The organism is Bacillus pumilus (assembly GCF_024498355.1).
GTDB lineage: Bacteria > Bacillota > Bacilli > Bacillales > Bacillaceae > Bacillus > Bacillus pumilus_P.
In genome coordinates this window covers 831,688-847,935 of sequence record NZ_CP101833.1, presented here as the reverse complement: position 1 = coordinate 847,935, position 16,248 = coordinate 831,688, and the positions used below count along the sequence as shown (strand labels likewise).

Annotated in this window: 15 protein-coding genes and 2 pseudogenes; 7 read left to right on the top strand and 10 right to left on the bottom strand. The window is 43.3% G+C overall.

Annotation, left to right across the window (positions count from 1 at the left end; genetic code table 11):
• Window positions 1–568: 568 nt before the first annotated feature.
• Together NPA43_RS04055 and NPA43_RS04050 are read right to left on the bottom strand one after the other, a co-directional pair.
• On the bottom strand, window positions 569–1,324 hold the full coding sequence (locus NPA43_RS04055; protein ID WP_256499416.1) for an anti-sigma factor: 756 nt from the start codon (window positions 1,322–1,324) through the stop codon (window positions 569–571).
• The gene (locus tag NPA43_RS04050) at window positions 1,321–1,887 is read right to left on the bottom strand and encodes an RNA polymerase sigma factor (RefSeq protein ID WP_256499415.1); all 567 of its coding nucleotides are present in this window, start codon (window positions 1,885–1,887) and stop codon (window positions 1,321–1,323) included. Before NPA43_RS04050 ends, NPA43_RS04055 begins: the two co-directional genes overlap by 4 nt.
• A 357-nt stretch (window positions 1,888–2,244) precedes the next feature.
• On the opposite strand from NPA43_RS04050, the pseudogene NPA43_RS04045 reads away from it, so the two are divergent.
• Window positions 2,245–2,572: pseudogene (locus NPA43_RS04045) on the top strand (YnfA family protein).
• Between the two features lie 62 nt (window positions 2,573–2,634).
• On the opposite strand, the gene NPA43_RS04040 reads toward NPA43_RS04045, so the two are convergent.
• From NPA43_RS04040 to NPA43_RS04025, 4 genes are all read right to left on the bottom strand, one after another.
• On the bottom strand, window positions 2,635–3,675 hold the full coding sequence (locus NPA43_RS04040; RefSeq protein ID WP_256499414.1) for an NAD(P)/FAD-dependent oxidoreductase: 1,041 nt from the start codon (window positions 3,673–3,675) through the stop codon (window positions 2,635–2,637).
• A 156-nt stretch (window positions 3,676–3,831) separates the two neighbouring features.
• Window positions 3,832–4,461 carry a rhamnogalacturonan acetylesterase gene (locus NPA43_RS04035; protein ID WP_256499413.1) on the bottom strand — a complete coding sequence of 210 codons (630 nt, stop codon included), beginning with the start codon at window positions 4,459–4,461 and terminating at the stop codon, window positions 3,832–3,834.
• Window positions 4,462–4,612: 151 nt separating this feature from the next.
• Window positions 4,613–5,077: a DUF6884 domain-containing protein gene (locus tag NPA43_RS04030; protein ID WP_099727627.1), complete on the bottom strand. Its 465-nt coding sequence runs from the start codon at window positions 5,075–5,077 to the stop codon at window positions 4,613–4,615.
• A complete protein-coding gene (locus NPA43_RS04025; RefSeq protein ID WP_099727628.1) occupies window positions 5,074–5,622 on the bottom strand; it encodes a VanZ family protein in 549 nt (182 codons plus the stop codon). Before NPA43_RS04025 ends, NPA43_RS04030 begins: the two co-directional genes overlap by 4 nt.
• A 172-nt stretch (window positions 5,623–5,794) precedes the next feature.
• Between NPA43_RS04025 and NPA43_RS04020 the strand changes: the two genes are divergently transcribed.
• The 4 genes and pseudogenes from NPA43_RS04020 to NPA43_RS04005 form a co-directional block, all read left to right on the top strand.
• Entirely contained in the window at window positions 5,795–6,373 is a 579-nt protein-coding gene (locus NPA43_RS04020; protein ID WP_099727681.1) for a TetR/AcrR family transcriptional regulator, read from the top strand.
• Window positions 6,374–6,446: 73 nt separating this feature from the next.
• Window positions 6,447–6,791, top strand: coding sequence for a DMT family transporter (locus tag NPA43_RS04015; RefSeq protein WP_099727629.1), 345 nt, complete (start codon window positions 6,447–6,449; stop codon window positions 6,789–6,791).
• Between the two features lies 1 nt (window position 6,792).
• Window positions 6,793–7,107: a DMT family transporter gene (locus NPA43_RS04010; protein WP_099727630.1), complete on the top strand. Its 315-nt coding sequence runs from the start codon at window positions 6,793–6,795 to the stop codon at window positions 7,105–7,107.
• 55 nt (window positions 7,108–7,162) lie between these two features.
• Window positions 7,163–7,533, top strand: a pseudogene (locus tag NPA43_RS04005) (trypsin-like serine peptidase); the annotation flags it as partial.
• A gap of 93 nt (window positions 7,534–7,626) precedes the next feature.
• On the opposite strand, the gene NPA43_RS04000 reads toward NPA43_RS04005, so the two are convergent.
• The 4 genes from NPA43_RS04000 to NPA43_RS03985 all read right to left on the bottom strand — a co-directional run bounded on the left by NPA43_RS04000 (window position 7,627) and on the right by NPA43_RS03985 (window position 13,475).
• Entirely contained in the window at window positions 7,627–9,717 is a 2,091-nt protein-coding gene (locus NPA43_RS04000; RefSeq protein WP_256499412.1) for a glycosyl hydrolase family 18 protein, read from the bottom strand.
• A 63-nt stretch (window positions 9,718–9,780) separates the two neighbouring features.
• Entirely contained in the window at window positions 9,781–11,571 is a 1,791-nt protein-coding gene (locus NPA43_RS03995) for a glycosyl hydrolase family 18 protein (RefSeq protein WP_371930223.1), read from the bottom strand.
• Between the two features lie 438 nt (window positions 11,572–12,009).
• On the bottom strand, window positions 12,010–12,744 hold the full coding sequence (gene chbG, locus NPA43_RS03990; RefSeq protein ID WP_256499410.1) for a chitin disaccharide deacetylase: 735 nt from the start codon (window positions 12,742–12,744) through the stop codon (window positions 12,010–12,012).
• Complete coding sequence (locus NPA43_RS03985; protein ID WP_099727634.1) at window positions 12,741–13,475, bottom strand: GntR family transcriptional regulator; 735 nt, start codon at window positions 13,473–13,475, stop codon at window positions 12,741–12,743. Before NPA43_RS03985 ends, chbG begins: the two co-directional genes overlap by 4 nt.
• Before the next feature lie 163 nt (window positions 13,476–13,638).
• Between NPA43_RS03985 and NPA43_RS03980 the strand changes: the two genes are divergently transcribed.
• Window positions 13,639–14,973: a 6-phospho-beta-glucosidase gene (locus NPA43_RS03980; protein WP_256499409.1), complete on the top strand. Its 1,335-nt coding sequence runs from the start codon at window positions 13,639–13,641 to the stop codon at window positions 14,971–14,973.
• Window positions 14,960–16,243, top strand: a complete 1,284-nt coding sequence (gene celB, locus NPA43_RS03975; RefSeq protein ID WP_256499408.1) for a PTS cellobiose transporter subunit IIC — start codon at window positions 14,960–14,962, stop codon at window positions 16,241–16,243. The genes NPA43_RS03980 and celB overlap by 14 nt, the downstream gene beginning before the upstream one ends.
• The last annotated feature ends 5 nt before the right edge of the window (window positions 16,244–16,248 follow it).

Below are 16,248 nucleotides of genomic sequence, written 5' to 3'. Positions count from 1 at the left end.
TATAAGAAGGACGAGCCTTTTTCAAAGAAGGAACATAAGTGAACCAGCTGTTGGACTTAAAGAATAGTTGGACGTAATAAAACTGAATGTGATGCAGGGAAAAGATGATCAATAGAAAAATAGTGAATGAGAGGGTAAAGTTATCTGCCCCTCCCTGTATCCATTCGCTGATCCAGAGAATGACAAAACCGATTATCATGAGCTGTTCGAGCCTTTGCACGATCTGGACAAAGACATGTCCCCGCTTGGATAGGTCGCCTGACTGACGCTTTCGGATGTGTCTCGATTTGTAAAACCACACGATACTTCCTACTAGATTATGAGTTATAAAAAGAGCGATCAAAACAATAAATAAAGGGGATGGCACAAAAAGGGCTTTTACCATGAATGGAATCACCAAAGAGTACAAAGCGATAAATGCGTATCTGAATGATAAGAGAAATAGTTGTTTTTCTGTGTATGGTTGCATGTGTTTCACCTCTACTGTACTACGTCTCCTTTTTTAAAAGGTTCCCTTGGCCTATTAAAAAAGGACGCCCTTCAAAAGGCATCCTTTCAATAACAAACTTTAAAATGCGGCACTTAGTACGACAGGACCTTGCGGAAGCTGGTTATCCTTTTTGGGTTCAAGGGTGACAGCCACTGTATCCCATGATTCGCTTGCTTCTTTTTCAGATAACGCATAGGTGACCGTGCCTTCCCCTTTGCTGTCTGTTTTAAAAGCTCCGGCTGGAACCGGCTGATCTCCTTTAATGAGCCATACTTGATAAACAGCAGATGAATCAAGCTGACCTTTTAACCCGTCTGCACTCACAACAAGCTCTTTTTTGCCGTTATGCTCGATCACTGAAAAAGCACCCGTTGTTTTTGGTGATGCGGCAGATGCCAGTGACTTTGTCGCAACAACGCTTACAGGTTCTTCCGCTTGTTCTTTTCCATTCGTCAGGAAATACACGTTTCCAGCTGCAGACATGAGAAACAGTGCGGCAACGAGTGGCAATAGCCATTGGTTTCGCTTCTTTTGCGGCGGTTTGATCTCGTTTCGTTCAGATACGACCCCGAGCTCTTTTTTCTTGTCGGTCTTTTCTGCGACTGTCTCTGACGTCTCATCTTCAAACACTTGGGATAAAATGCGATCTTTCATCCCCGCCGGAGGTGTTTGGTCACCAGCTAGAAACGGAATGTCAGACATGAGAGATGTCAGTTCTTCAAGCTCTTCTTTGCAAGCCGAGCAGTGCTTGATGTGCTCTTCAAATTGCGCCTTCTCTTCTCCTTGTAAATGCCCGTTGAAATAATCAATGACTTGATGTTTACACTGAGTCATGCCTCTTCCTCCTTTCCTCCGCGAGACAGTCTCGTTCGTAAATGCTTCAATGACAATCGAACCCTTCCCTTCACCGTTCCAATGGGAATGCCTAGCTTTTCTGCAATGCTCTTTTGTGTCAGTCCTTTAAAATAGACATCTTCTATGATGGTTTGCTGTTCTTTTGACAATGTAGATACTGCTTCACGTATGATTTGTTTTTCCTCGTTCCATTCTACTTCTTTTGACACATCTTCTTGATGATCTGCTAAGTATTCGATATGTTCATCTTCCAGTGCTGTTTCGTTCCGGTGTTTTCTTAGGAGATCAATGGCTGTGTTGCGTGACATCATGAATAACCACGAGGAGAATTTCCCTTTATCCATATTGTATTCTCCTATGCCGCGCCAAAGCTTGATAAAGACTTCTTGAAGCACTTCCTCGGCCAGCTCACGGTTTCCAGTCATTTTATAAATAAACGAATATAATACACGTTCATAACGATCGTACAACATTTCAAGCGAAGGCTTGTGACGATCATATTTGATCTTGTGATACAGCTCAAAGTCCTTCAGTGTGTCCATGGTCCTCTCCTTCCTTTTTCATGAGAAAGAGCATGCTGCATTCATCATGAAATCCTTCACGTATTGCTATATCACGAGATTACAGTGATAAGCCTACTTTGTACTTTACTCTTTTTTTAAGGAGAAAAAAAGAGCGCTGAAAAAGGAAGTGTGCTCCTCATGAGAATGTACTTACTTTACGAACTGATAGACCATTTGGATCACTTATGCCAAAAAAGTCAAGAATCCATGTGTTACCGTTCACTGTTCAGTTGATTTTAGCAAACTCTCGCCAGTCTCTCAATTCAAATTGGATAGAACGCATTCTTTGATCATGTCATAATAGAACGTAAAATAGGAGAACTGGAGTGTCCGTAAATGATTGTAACGATTGTCCTTTTTCTATTAGCTGGTTTAGCTGAAATTGGCGGCGGCTATCTTGTCTGGCTTTGGCTGCGTGAAGCAAAACCTGTCAGCTATGGAATCGCCGGCAGCCTCATCCTCGTCGCTTATGGGGTCATCCCTACCTTCCAGCAGTTCCCGACCTTTGGACGAGTTTATGCGGCCTATGGCGGTGTGTTTGTTGTTCTTGCTGTGTTTTGGGGCTGGTGGGTCGATCGTAAAACACCTGATTTCTACGACTGGATAAGGTGCTTTGATCTGTTTGGCAGGAGTCAGTGTGATGTTATTTGCGCCCCGCAGTTAATAGCCCCATATAAAAAGTGCTGCCACATGCGGGCAGCACTTTTATGATGTTATTTGAATGATTTAACGAGCTCCAGCCGTTTGCAGTTCTTTGTTTTTCTCTTTAAAGCGTTCATTATGGGAAGAGACGTACGCCACTTTTTCGGCTTCTGGTTCGATGTAAAGCTTTGCGCTATTCAACGCATTTACTCCGTCAACAAACGTACCAGCAATTAAACGAACTTTGCTTTTGTGTGTACATAAATCGCCTACCGCATATACGCCGGGTAAATTGGTTTCCATATTTTCATTGACCTCGATCAATCCCCATTCACCTTGCTTTAAGCCCCATTCTGATAGAACACTTAAATCACCTTTCATGCCATGATTGACGATGACAGCGTCTGTTTCAATTCGCTCGATGTCACCTGTCTCTAAATGCTGAATCGTGACAGCATCAATTTTGTCACCTTGACCGTGAAGCTCTGTCAGTTCATGCGGTGTTAAAATTCGTGCACAAGATGCCTTCATGTTGGCGACGTTTTTCTCATGTCCGCCAAACATGTCACGGCGATGCACAACGGTGACACTTTCAGCAATTGAAACAAGGGCATTTGCCCAATCAACAGCTGAGTCGCCTCCTCCAGAGATGACTACTCGCTTCCCTGCAAATGTCTTGAGCTCCTGCACTGTGTAATACAGGTTTGTCACCTCATAACGGTCTGCATGCTCGATTTCAAGTTTCCGCTGGACTGGGATCCCGTGACCCATGGCTAATATGAGGGTCTTTGTCAAATGAAGGTCGCCATTTTCAGCCGTCAGCAAGATGTGATCATTCTCTACGCGCTCGAATTTCGTCATTTTTTGATTCAGCGCAATCTCGGGTTCAAATGTTTTCGCCTGCGTCTCGAGCTGCTGAATCAGCTGTTCTCCTCTTGTTGGCGGCAAACCGCCCACATCCCAAATGACTTTTTCAGGATACAGAAGGATTTTTCCGCCAAGGCTTTCGTTGTACTCAAGTACCTTCGTCTTTAAGTCCCGCATCCCACTATAAAAGGCGGTGTACATTCCTGCTGGACCGCCGCCAATAATTGTGACGTCAAACAATTCAAGCTGATCTGTCATTTGAGTCCCTCCAGTTGTTTTTCATCGTTCGATCTATTTATAAGTGATATTGATTCTCATTATCATATGTATCTATTGTAGTCTACTCTGGTTACGGGAATCAATAGCTTTCTGCAAAAAAAGAACAGGACGAGCGCTCGCTCGTCCTGCCGTCCATCATACAATGGTTAAACCAAGGTCCTTTAGTTCAAGAGAAACAAGTCTTGCAATCGCATCTGCTCCTTCTTTTGTAAAATGCGTGCGATCTTCAATGCCTGTTGACAGCATAAAGAAAGAAGTCGTTTTCTCAATGCCGGAAATTTGATACAACTGAAGACTTGCGGTATTTAAATCCACGAGAAGAACCTCTTCTTCATCGGCTAGTTCTTTCATAGCGGCACAGTAATCAGGGAAATCATTGATATATTCTCCGTCTTTTTCATGAAAACGGCCGACAGGGGTTAATAAAAGCGGGGTTGCCCCTTTCGCTCTTGCTCCGTGAATATATTGAGACAAGTAGCTTTTATACGTTGTAAAAGGCTCTGTATGCCGCTCTGGCTTATCCTTTGAAGCATCATTGTGCCCCATTTGTGTGAAAAGCCAGTCTCCCGGCTGAATCTCAGCCAATATGGCATCAAGGCGTCCTTCTTCAATGAATGTTTTTGAGCTTCTTCCACCGATTGCCCGGTTCTCGACTTTGACATCATGCGCGGTATAGCGGTGTAAAAACTCTCCCCATCCTCCTTGAACAGGACGATCTGGGTAAGATGAAACGGTTGAATCACCAGCTAAATAGATGGTTGTCATGTTCATACGCCCCCTTTGTCATTGAACCACCTCTTATGAGCGATGCAGACATCCTGGTGGCTGCTGAAAAGATAAGAAACAATCAGCATCGCTACTTCAATCATTCTCTTTTTGATGATGAAAACCCTGCTTACTGGGAGATGTGAATGAGTTAAATATGCGGCGGAAGTTCTATTTTTGTCTCAACGGCTCTCTTTAACGCCTGAAGCATATAACCAATTCCTTTATATGGAGCCAGCGGATAATTCGCTTTTTGATGAGGATGTAATAAAGGGTCGATCACTTTTCGATATTTCTTTCCACCTAGTATCACAAACTCATCATAGGCGGACAGATTTTTCTCATGAAATTGATGACTCAGTTCTTCTCGTGTCACCTGTTCAGCATGCGGCGTGCCAAATGCCACATCGTAATTTTCATGAACGAAATCATCTGCCTTTAAGAATCCGTGCTTTGCTGATAAAATCAGCCAGTCTGCAAAAAATGTTTGAGCGTAGCTTTTCGTACGCTGATGCAGCGGGCTTAAGTATACAAGGTTCGCCGGCTGGCTTCCTGCCTCTGGATTCACGTCCCATATTTTCTTAGCGCCACATGGAATGATACAAACTCGCTTCACCTGATTTTCTCCTTCCTTCGTCGATACATCTGATACAAAGTGCATCCTAGCGCTGTGCCAAGTGTATTTAAGAGGATATCATCAATATCGCTGCTTCTTGTAATCATACCAGATTGCGAGAACATCCATTGAAGTACTTCGATCATTGCTGACAAGATCAAGCCGGCTAAAATCGCCTTTTGCCAGCGCATTGTCCGAAAGGCTTGATAAAGAAAAAAACCGAGTGGCACAAATAATAAAATGTTCCCTGCCAAATTCAAAAAGACGAGATTTGGATAACCGTGATGGTAGGCGTGAAGATTTTGATAAATAGATTGTAAAGGAATGAGATTGACACTCACCTGATCCCTTGGTGCAGAGAAACGATTCGGAAAGACCGTCAAATATAATAAAACATTCGTATAAACAAACAGACAGGCAAGGACCATTTCTGTTCGCAAATAGATAAAGCGTTTGTGCCTTTTTGCCTGTCTGTATCTCATATGTATATATAGCGGGACGAGCAGGAGGAAATAAGCCATTGAAAACATAGCGCTCGATGTCATACGGAGAGCTGCCCCTTTCTCACATAATGCTTGACCATATTACAGCTTATTCAGACCTGCCCGCATCTATTCATCACTTATTCTCTCAATCAATGAAGGAAATATCATATTGACAAATTGTCAGTTTTCCGCTAAACTGACTGACATTCAGTCATTTAAGGTCGGTGATGATATGTCAAAACGAGAAAAGATTATGCTTGCTGCCATTGACGCGTTTAAAGAAAAAGGAATTGAAAAGACGACCATTTCGGATATTGTGAAAGCAGCAGGGGTGGCGCAAGGAACGTATTATTTATATTTCCCTTCAAAGCTGTCTGTCATGCCTGCTATCGCAGAGCATCTGATCTCGGAGATGGTTCCTGCAATTGAAAAGGAATTAACTCAGCATGCGGATGTACTCGATCAAGCAGATGCGCTTGTTGAATTTATATTTTCTTTTACAAGACAATACCGTGATGTCCTTGCCCTGACCTATTCAGGTTTAGCTGCCACTGAGCATTTAAAGGAATGGGAAGATATTTATGAGCCGATTTACAAATGGGTCGCTGCTTTTTTAGAAAAAGCAAAGCAGGACAAAAGAGTCCGTGCCAATTTAAATTGTCATTACGCGGCGAAGTTCATTATCGGTTTACTTGAATCGTCAGCTGAGCAAATGTATTTATTTACAGAAACAGATACAGAAGAGGTTCTGATTCAAAAACGAGAGGTCAAGCAATTTCTCCTTTACGCACTTGGCATAGAGACACCTTAACATAGTACAGCACTTGCTGTACGCTCTTTTTTGGCTATAAAATGACGAATCGTCAGTTTTAGGAGGAAATATCATGAAGAAAAGCTGGATGTATGTCGCCCTCACCTGTTTATTCGAATTACTTTGGGTGTTTGGTTTAAATAAAGCAGATGCTGTATGGGAATGGGCGGTCATTATTTGCCTCATCCCAATTGATTTTTATTTTTTAATGAAAGCCTGTGAGAAGCTGCCGACTGGAACGGTATACGCCGTATTTGCCGGAGTTGGAACAATCGGTACGTCTATAATGGATTATGCGCTGTTCGGCGGTTCGTTTTCATTCGAGAAGCTATTATTTATGGGAATATTGGTCCTTGGCATTATTGGACTAAAAGTGTCTGATGGAGAGACACATGAGCAGAAAGGAGAAGCGGTATAATATGGGCTGGTTTTTTGTGTTGTTAGCCTCTGCATTTGAAATCGGCGGAACCATTGGCTTGAATATGTTTAGTAAGAAAAAACAAATCACGACAGGCATCCTATTTGTCGGCGGTTTTGCCTTATCCTTTTTGTTTTTATACGCCTCGTTCTCTTCCGTTCAAGTATCCGTCGCTTATACGGTCTGGATTGGACTTGGAACTGCGGGCTCTGTCTTGTTTAATATGATTCTATTTAAAGAGCCGAAAAACATAATTCGCATGCTCAGCCTGCTGCTGATTGTGATTGGTGTTGTTGGGCTGAAGTTGTTTGCGTGATTCCAAACAAACAGGCAGGAGATGCTCTTTCTGCCTCAGGCTGCCGAGAAAATTGAGCCTCGAACACAGTGAGCCAATTGGCAACACCGCCGGTTACTTTAGATAATCATACACCACTTCATCCCTCGTTGGGACAAGCTTGACCGTCAGTGGATATCCAGGTGACACACCATCGGGCACACAGTGGCAGCATTCGGGATCGATCGCCGTATCAGAAACTTACAAACTGCAATATGCGATGGACACTTACGGAGGACAAAGCGGTTCACCTGTATTTGAACAAAGCAGTTCACAGATAAATTGCAGCGGCCATGCTCTCTTGCGGTTCATACGAATGGAGTATACGGAGGTTCTTCATACAATAGAGGCACCCCCATCACAAAAGAAGTCTTTTCATTTCACAAACTGAAAGACAGCGCACAATAAAACAATAAGGACATGAAGACAGCCCGCTTCCCTCGAGAACGGGCTGGTCTTCGTTTTTTGCTACAGCTGTGCTTGCGGGAATAGAACTCGCCCTCACTGGCCTTTCAAACTGTACTTTTCACCATCAATGGTGATGGTGAAATGAGATGGTCCGCTGATAGGCAAGTAATAGACAAGCTGAAACTCCTCTGTCTCACCTGGTTTAATTGACTTCCAATTTGATAGGGTCACACCGATGCGGTGGAAATCTCCTGTCAGCCCGCCAATGTTAGGGCCTGTATGCCCTTTAGAAATGACTTCAACCTGGTCACCGCTCCAGCTTCCAAATAGGGGTGAAGTAGAGGTAGGCACATCAAATTCAATCACAGATCCTCCTGTTATGGTGACATCACTGTTATTCGTCAGCCTCATTTTCGGATGGATCGGGTAATTTTGATCTCCTAACGGATAATCGGTAAACTCTATATTGATATCTAGTGATTCGCGAGGTAAAGGTGACGTGCTGAGCCGATTATCGTATGGTGTCGCGTCCGCAAATTTATGATATAAGGTTCTCGTTAATGTCCTGCCGATACCGTACTCTCCATTGTTGTCATTTCTGTCGGGATACCAGTCATAGTCACCGCTTAAGTCCCAAAACATCACACCACCGATTCCTTTTTCAATGACATAATCGGCCTTTGTTTCTATTGATTCCTCGTCTTCAGTAGATAGAAATACTTTCTTTTCGTCATTCCATAGCCAAGGTGCCGCAAGCGCTGCGTCATAATATCTAGTGTAAGCACCTTTTAAATCGGCTTTGCTTAGTCCATACCTTTCTAGATAAGAACCGGCAATGCCTTTTTCGAGATTTTTGGCATGCCACATCGGATTTGCTCCTGCTCCCAGTTCATTTCCCTGCTCATCTTGATCATGCCAAATATTATCGATCCCGACTGCCCCGTCGCCGCATTTGGTAAGGCCTTGAGGACAATTTGAACTTTTAGCGCTTCCCCACAAACCGTTTACTCCTCCGCTCACATTTTTCCAGCCTCTCGTATAGTAAGGAACGCCGATATTGATTCTGCCTGCCTCCATCGCTCCCCTAAAATAATGGTAAGCCCAGTCTGTATTTAAATATCCGATCCCCCCATATTGCGGCGTGCTGTAAATGTTGGACTGCTTTAACTCCGCATCCTCGCCGTTATCATATAAGGAAGCGTTAGGACCGACAAACTCATTCCAGGCTCCATGGAGATCATAGGACATGATGTTGACATAATCGACATAACGGAGCGGTTTAAAGGTTTCCATGCCCCTCAGCAAATAGGCTGATGATGGCGCTGCAATGGTGAGCATGTAATATTGTTCATCTTCAGCAGATGCTTGATCAAGTTTTTCTCTTAATGTTTTCATCAATACATCAAAGCTTTGATTTAATCCCTTGCGTCTCGGGTTGGAAATGCTCCAATCTAACGGATTGCCGGCATCTTGCATGGTTGTGGGATATTCGTAGTCAATATCAATTCCATCCAATTCATATTTTCTGAGAAACGCTACGACAGATTCAGCAAAGGTGCTGATTGCCTTGTGGTTCACAGATCCATCACCATTCGTTGTCATAGAGTAAAAGCCTCCGCTTGGTATTCGGTTCCCATCCTTATCGACATAACCGCCGGTTTCAGCCCAGCCGCCGACTGCTGCCAACACTTTGACATCGGGGTATTTCTTATTAAACTGGTGAAGAAGGTTAAAATGGCCTTTATACGTCAATGTTTGATCCATCTTTACATCCGGATACTCCGGCCAGGTCATCCCTAGGGACGGGTTGTTCGCATCCGTCTCGCTCCCGATTGAAACCCGATGATCCTCCCCGATATGAGCAAATGCATAATTAATGTGGCTTAAGTACTTCCATGGGATATCGTTTACTAAATAACGATCTTGATTGCCTTTTCCCGTACGCCAGCCCGTAAAATAGCCGATCATTCTGCGGTCTAAATTATTGGCCAGCTTTTCGCGCCCCTCCAGATCGTACACATCACAATATGGAATGTTGGCAACACCCGAATCCCATAACCCTTCTGGACGGCAAGTCTGTTTTTTGCTTGGAGACTCTGCGGAAATGTTCTGGAACGGGGTCAAAAGTGACAGGAGCAGCATCGATGACAAAGTAAATAAAGCGGTTCTTTTCACTTCATTCATCCTCCTTTCTCATAAAGAGAGATGGGGAGCCCACTCTCTCTTTATCGTTTTCTATTAAACTGATTATTTGCAATCACCGATTAATTTCCATACACCCGACTCACCAGCCTGATCCGGCTGCTCTCCTTTCGTCCACCATTTCGCTTCATACACTTTGCCGTTAAAGACAACTCGGTCTCCGCCTGTGTAGACGACTGTATCTTTCCATTCTTTATACCCACATGTTTGATCAGAGTTTGTTGCTGCTTCTATCGTTGGCCCGGTATGGAGTTTTCCGTCCGCATCCTTTGCCGATACTGTAAATGAGTATGTCGTATTCGGCTTTAATTTCCCGATTGTCGCCGATGTTTCCTTGACCGATACGGACCCGCCTTCATATGACAGCACATACTCTGAGATGTTTGCTCCGTCGCTCGGTGCATCCCACGCCAGACTGATACTGGTTGCGGTTTTTTCGGTCACACGCAAATTATCCGGTGCAGATGAAGGCGGTTCTGGATTACTCCCACCTGGAGCGAACCCTAAATCGGCTGCTAATTTGTTGAGCAAAGTCTGATTTGAATCACCGCTGAAATCCCAAAACATAGCCCCGCTTAATCCGTTTGATTGAATAAAATCGGTTTTGTATCCATACGATTCTTCATCATCGTAGGTAATGAAGTTTCCATTTTCCGCATTATACAAAAACGGCACTTTTGCTCGATCATTCCAATATCTTTTATAGCCGTTTTTATTGATGTAGTTCTTTTCAAGATCTGAAAAATCAAATACCCCCTTTTCCCACGTCCCTTCTTTAGCCGGTCCGCATTTTTGATATTCTCCATTGTCTGCAGATTCACAATCGCTCCAGCCTCTGCCATAGAACGGTGTGCCAAGCACTAATTTGTCCGCTTTGACACCGGCTTCCTTGTAGCGCTTCATGGTGCTTTCAATGTTAAATGTCTCAGCGTTTGGAACGCCGGCTTCTTTCGCTTTTGGATCATAGAATAATGGGGCGTTATGGGCGCTTATACTTTGCCATCCGCCATTAAAGTCATAGGTCATAATGTTAATCCAATCAACGGTTTCAGCAATTTTATCTAATTCAGTGTTGCTTACATATTCAGGGCTGGCGCCGGAGGCGATTGTCAGCAAGTATTTCTTGCCATCCTTCGCTTCTGCGGCGTCAAGCTTTTCGCGCACATCCTGCAAGAGTAGCGTGTAGTTTCTCTGATCCTCCGGACGGGTGCTGTTTCCCGGCAGCCCTCCGCTTACCGGATATTCCCAGTCAAGGTCGACTCCATCAAACCCATATTTTCTTAAAAAATCTACTGCTGAAGCAGCAAAATTCTCTCTGGCCGCAGGATCTGCCGCAACATCTGAAAAGCGATTTGACCAGGTCCAACCGCCAACTGATATGAATGTTTTCAAATGAGGATGGTTCTTTTTCAGCTTCAATAGTTGTTTAAAGTTGCCCCGAATCGGCTCATCCCAAGTATCTCCGGGATTTGACTTTTGCACATCGATCCATGGGTCCCCCATCACGATTGATCCATTAGGAACATCAATCACTCCGTTTTCATCCTGGCAAGACCATGTCTGGGAATTCGGGCCTGTCGGATCAGGGTTTCCATGCCGCCCCTCCCAGCAAATATCAGCAAATGCATAATTAATATGGCTGACTTTAGAAGCATCCATATCCCATACTTGAAAATCCCTTCCATAAGCGCCCCAGGACGGATAGTAGCCGATCATTTTATAACTTTTGTCAGAACTGGCTTTTGCACTTTCCCCATTAAAAAAGGACAGACTTAAAAGCATCACAAAAATGAAAGAAAAAACGAGAAACTTTTTGTTTAAAAACAATTTTTTCATCCCCTTTTCATTAATTTTTTTGGCTGTTCATCACTGAAACGCTATTTTGTTCACCCCCTTTTCAATAGGTTTATATTCACCTTGTCATGACATAGCAGCTGATGGCACTGAAGACAACAACGAGAAAACGCTTACATTTCTAGTTTTCATATGCTTTTTCAAACCGTATATGTGAGTGGAGAGTAAACATTAGAATGGCATTTTGAATAACAGGTATGGATGTCTAGACCTTATTTGGCAAGAATAGCTTCAAGCAAAAACTTAATGATACAAAAATTTGTTATGACAAATTCATGATAATTAGAATATTCTGAATTGTCAATGCTATTTTTGCATTAAATGCTGAAAATGCCTGAGACATTTCCAGCATCAAGACTTGGAGAACGGCAAGCCGACGTTCTCATGAGCCCTTTTCATATTTTTACAAGAATTGTAGATTTAAAGACCGGCATAAGAAATAAGGCGAATATCCGAACATTGTATTAAAGCCGCTTTCAACAAAGGATCAGTCAGTAATGAAAGCTCATAAACCCGAGGATAATGGAATGAAGATTTTTCGAGCAGTAATTTATCAACATAAGCCGGATGGCACATGACTTCAATGACTTCTGCGTCTTGATGAAGATCAAGGAAGGATGATAAGTCTTTCAATCTGTCCACTTTCAACTCAAAGACATCATTCGATCTCACATTCTTCCACAAGGAAGGATGATGATCGTTCACCTTTCTGCAGGGAAGATCATACTCTTTTGCCAGCTTCACAAACACCTCGGGAAGATTTCCGTATGTATGGATATGATGATGGCTGTCGATATGCGTCGGATGCAAGCCGCAGGAGAGGGCTTTTTCTATCTGTGCTCTCCATTCCTGATACACTTCATCAAGATCGATGTCGAAAAAACCTTGATAGTATGAAAGCTTGCGAAAATTCCCATCTTCATCCGTAACCGTTTGCAGGCCGCTGAGAAGCGGACGTCCTGCTGTCAATGTTAAGTGAACGCCGACCCCAAGTTCATGATTTTCCCTTGCAAGTAAGACGGCATGTTCCATTTCTAGCATATTGGTCATGAGCGTAGTCGATGTGAGCACCCCTCGCTGGAACGCATCAATGATGCCGAGGTTGACTCCCCGTGAAAATCCAAAATCATCGGCGTTTATGATCAAAGCTTTCATCCTTCATCCCCTCTTTCTTCATAGTCGCGTTCTATGAAGAATTCAACGCGGTCTCCGCGGAAATAAGCCAGAGAAAACTCCACGACTTCTTCAGACGCCAAAAATGTTTGTGTTGCAATCTGGAAGCAGGGCGTGCCTTGTGTGATATTCAAATGCTGTGCAATTTCTTCATCCGAAATAAAGATTTTGATTTGCTCTTCGGTTCTTTTAATCGTATTTCCTTGACTGTTAATACACTGGTACAGAGAAATATTGGCCATTTCTTCCGTTATCTCCGGCACGAGATCGGCTCTGATAAAGGCCATTTCGAACTGGATTTCTTCCTCATCCGCATACCGAATCCGCTTCACCTGATAGACCATTTGTTCATCATCAATCCCAAGGCAATTTTGGATCTTTTTGGCTGGTTTTAATTTTTGCAAATCGACAACTTTGATTTTCGGTTTAATACCTTGCGCTTTTAATTGATCTGCATAGCGAAGATTGCTGGAACTTAAGATCTGCTTTACTTTTCCTTTGGCGACAAATGTCCCTTTCCCCTGTTTGCGGTAAATAGCTCCTTCCATAAGCAAATGGTTCAAGGCAGTCCGCAGCGTTGTTCGGCTGACATCGTACATTTTGCAAAATTCGGACTCCGTCGGAAGCAGGCTGCCAGACGGGTAATAACCGCTCTCTATTTTATCTAAAATATCTTGTTTAATTCGACTGTGGAGTTGTGGTTGCTTTGCCATTTATTTTCTCCTTTAGATTGACATTATTAACTATAGAATAGCACAAAAAGTTCTCAAAAAAAATAATTTATCATAACAAATATGTATGGACAAATTTGTTACTACATGTTAAATTCCAATTGTGTAAAGCGCTTTCAAAAATAGAGATTTGAGGAGGGGGATTATGGCGTTGAAGTTAGTCATTATAGGCGGGGGATCAAGCTACACAGCAGAAATCATTGAAGGTATAATCAAACGGTATCAGCATTTTCCAGTGAAAGAGATTGTCCTCGTCGACAATGAGGAAGGGGAAGAAAAAGTACGCATCACTTCAGAACTCGCGAAGCGAATGATCAAACATGCGGATGTTCCGATTGAATTGAGCTATACAAAAGATCGTGCGAAAGCGCTGAAACATGCGGATTTCGTCACGGTTCAAATAAGAGTCGGAGGATTGAAGGCCAGAGCGATGGATGAAAGAATCCCGCTCAGCCATGGTCTTATCGGCCAAGAAACAAATGGCGCCGGCGGTATTTTTAAAGCTTTGCGGACCATTCCCGTCATGCTGGATATCGCTCGCGATATAAACGAGATTTGTCCAGAAGCGTGGCTGATCAATTTTACAAATCCAGCAGGCATCGTGACTGAAGCTTTATTGAAACATGGATCCCATCAAAAAGTCATCGGGGTTTGCAATATCCCTTATAACATGAAAAACAGCATTGCAGAAATTTTTGACGTGAATGTGAACCGTGTCATGATTGAATTCGCAGGGCTTAACCATTTTGTCTTCGGACAAAAGGTGTGGATTGACGGGGTTGACCGCACAGAAGAGGCAATAGGTCTTCTATTAAATGACACCATAGACTATTCTCCTTCCAATATTGCGATGCTGCCTTGGAATCGTCAATTTTTACGTTCTTTGCGCATGCTTCCGAATCCGTATCATCAGTATTATTATCAGTATGAAGATGTACTTGAAAAAGATATCGAAGCATACAAAAACAAAGGGACACGCGCAGAAGCTGTCATGAACGTAGAAAAGCAGCTGTTTGAAAAATACAAAGACGCAGACCTCCATGAAAAGCCTAAAGAATTGGAAGAACGCGGCGGGGCTTATTATAGTGAAGCAGCCTGTTCATTAATGAACTCGCTTTATCATCATTCGATGGATATTCAGACCGTCAACACATTGAATAAAGGAAGCATACCAGATCTTCCACATGATGCAGTGATTGAAGTCAACAGTGTCATCACAAAAAGCGGTCCCATACCGCTGACAGTCGGAAAACTGCCAGATTCAATCAGCGGGGCAGTGATCTCTATGAAAAAATTCGAACAATTAGTTATCGAAGCAGCGATCACGGGTGATGACAACATATTGTATTCCGCTATGATCATGAATCCGCTAATTCCATCTGATCATAAAGCCCAAACGGTGATGAATGAAATGCTTGAGGCTCATAAACGTTATCTTCCCCAGTTCTTTGAGGAGGCTGTACAATATGAAACAAAATAAAACCATGGCGTTCATCGAATCTAAAATCATGCCGATCGCTGGAAGAATCGGCTCCCAAAGGCACTTAATTGCCATACGCGATGGATTCATTGCCATTATGCCTTTAATCATCATCGGCTCTCTTGCCATACTGATCAATCATTTCCCTATACCGGCATTTCAAGATTTCATGACGAGTCTTTTTGGAGAAGGATGGACGGCTGCCGGCGGAGCTATATGGAATGGATCATTTGCTATTTTAAGTCTGCTGGCCGTTGCAGCTATCAGTTTCAAGCTTGCAGAGTCTTATAAGACTGATGGTCTTTCTGCCGCATTAATCGGGGTCGGGGCATTTGCCGTACTTACACCGACGACAGAAGACTTTGGTTTTTCAATGACTTGGCTGGGGGCTCAAGGTCTTTTCGTTGGATTAATCGTGGCTTTGCTATCAACGGAAGCATTTAGGCTCTTCTCTCAAAATGAGAAACTTAAAATCAAAATGCCTGATGGTGTACCTGATGGCGTTACAAAATCCTTGAACGCTTTATTGCCGGCTGCTGTGATATTGGCGGCAGCAGGATTATTTAACACTCTGATCGTGTATTTTTTCGGTCAAAGCATCCACGAGCTAGTCTTCAGCTCGATCCAGGAACCGTTGCAAGGCCTTTCCAACACGATTGGATCAGCTTTGATTTTTACTTTTTTGAATCATTTGCTTTGGTTTTTCGGATTGCACGGAACAAATATTCTAGGACCGATCATGGAATCCATCTATCTTCCGCTCATTCAGGAAAATCAGCATTTATTCTCGCAAGGAATGAGCGCGTTTGAAGTGCCTTATATCGTGACGAAGCCCTTTTTTGATTCTTATGTGTTTATGGGAGGATCGGGGACAACATTGGCTTTGCTCGCTGCTATTTTCATCGGCGTGAAATCGAAGCACTACAAAACAATCGGAAAGGTATCCTTCGCACCCGGCCTTTTTAACATTAATGAACCTATTCTGTTCGGCCTTCCTATCGTATTAAATCCGATTATGTTCATTCCATTTTTATTGATTCCATTAGTTTTAACGGTGACGTCGTACATCGCTTTAGCCTGTGGACTCGTTCCGAAAACTGTAGCTATTCTTCCGTGGACGACGCCGCCGATTGTCAGCGGTTATCTCGTAACCGGAGGATCAATCCGGGGAGTCTTTCTGCAAATCTTCAACTTGGTGCTGGCTGTCTTGCTTTACCTGCCATTCATTAAAGCAGCAGAACGAGCCTCTCTGCATCAGGCAACAAAATAACTAAA

Excerpts from the sequence above, each read along its gene's own strand:
- NPA43_RS04040 (WP_256499414.1), bottom strand. The coding sequence starts at position 3,675 with ATGACAGATCAGCTTGAATTGTTTGACGTCACAATTATTGGCGGCGGT.
- NPA43_RS03995 (WP_371930223.1), bottom strand. The coding sequence starts at position 11,571 with ATGAAAAAATTGTTTTTAAACAAAAAGTTTCTCGTTTTTTCTTTCATT.
- NPA43_RS04055 (WP_256499416.1), bottom strand. The coding sequence starts at position 1,324 with ATGACTCAGTGTAAACATCAAGTCATTGATTATTTCAACGGGCATTTA.
- NPA43_RS04035 (WP_256499413.1), bottom strand. The coding sequence starts at position 4,461 with ATGACAACCATCTATTTAGCTGGTGATTCAACCGTTTCATCTTACCCA.
- celB (WP_256499408.1), top strand. The coding sequence starts at position 14,960 with ATGAAACAAAATAAAACCATGGCGTTCATCGAATCTAAAATCATGCCG.
- chbG (WP_256499410.1), bottom strand. The coding sequence starts at position 12,744 with ATGAAAGCTTTGATCATAAACGCCGATGATTTTGGATTTTCACGGGGA.
- NPA43_RS04050 (WP_256499415.1), bottom strand. The coding sequence starts at position 1,887 with ATGGACACACTGAAGGACTTTGAGCTGTATCACAAGATCAAATATGAT.
- NPA43_RS04015 (WP_099727629.1), top strand. The coding sequence starts at position 6,447 with ATGAAGAAAAGCTGGATGTATGTCGCCCTCACCTGTTTATTCGAATTA.
- NPA43_RS03985 (WP_099727634.1), bottom strand. The coding sequence starts at position 13,475 with ATGGCAAAGCAACCACAACTCCACAGTCGAATTAAACAAGATATTTTA.
- NPA43_RS04000 (WP_256499412.1), bottom strand. The coding sequence starts at position 9,717 with ATGAATGAAGTGAAAAGAACCGCTTTATTTACTTTGTCATCGATGCTG.
- NPA43_RS04025 (WP_099727628.1), bottom strand. The coding sequence starts at position 5,622 with ATGACATCGAGCGCTATGTTTTCAATGGCTTATTTCCTCCTGCTCGTC.
- NPA43_RS04020 (WP_099727681.1), top strand. The coding sequence starts at position 5,795 with ATGTCAAAACGAGAAAAGATTATGCTTGCTGCCATTGACGCGTTTAAA.
- NPA43_RS04010 (WP_099727630.1), top strand. The coding sequence starts at position 6,793 with ATGGGCTGGTTTTTTGTGTTGTTAGCCTCTGCATTTGAAATCGGCGGA.
- NPA43_RS03980 (WP_256499409.1), top strand. The coding sequence starts at position 13,639 with ATGGCGTTGAAGTTAGTCATTATAGGCGGGGGATCAAGCTACACAGCA.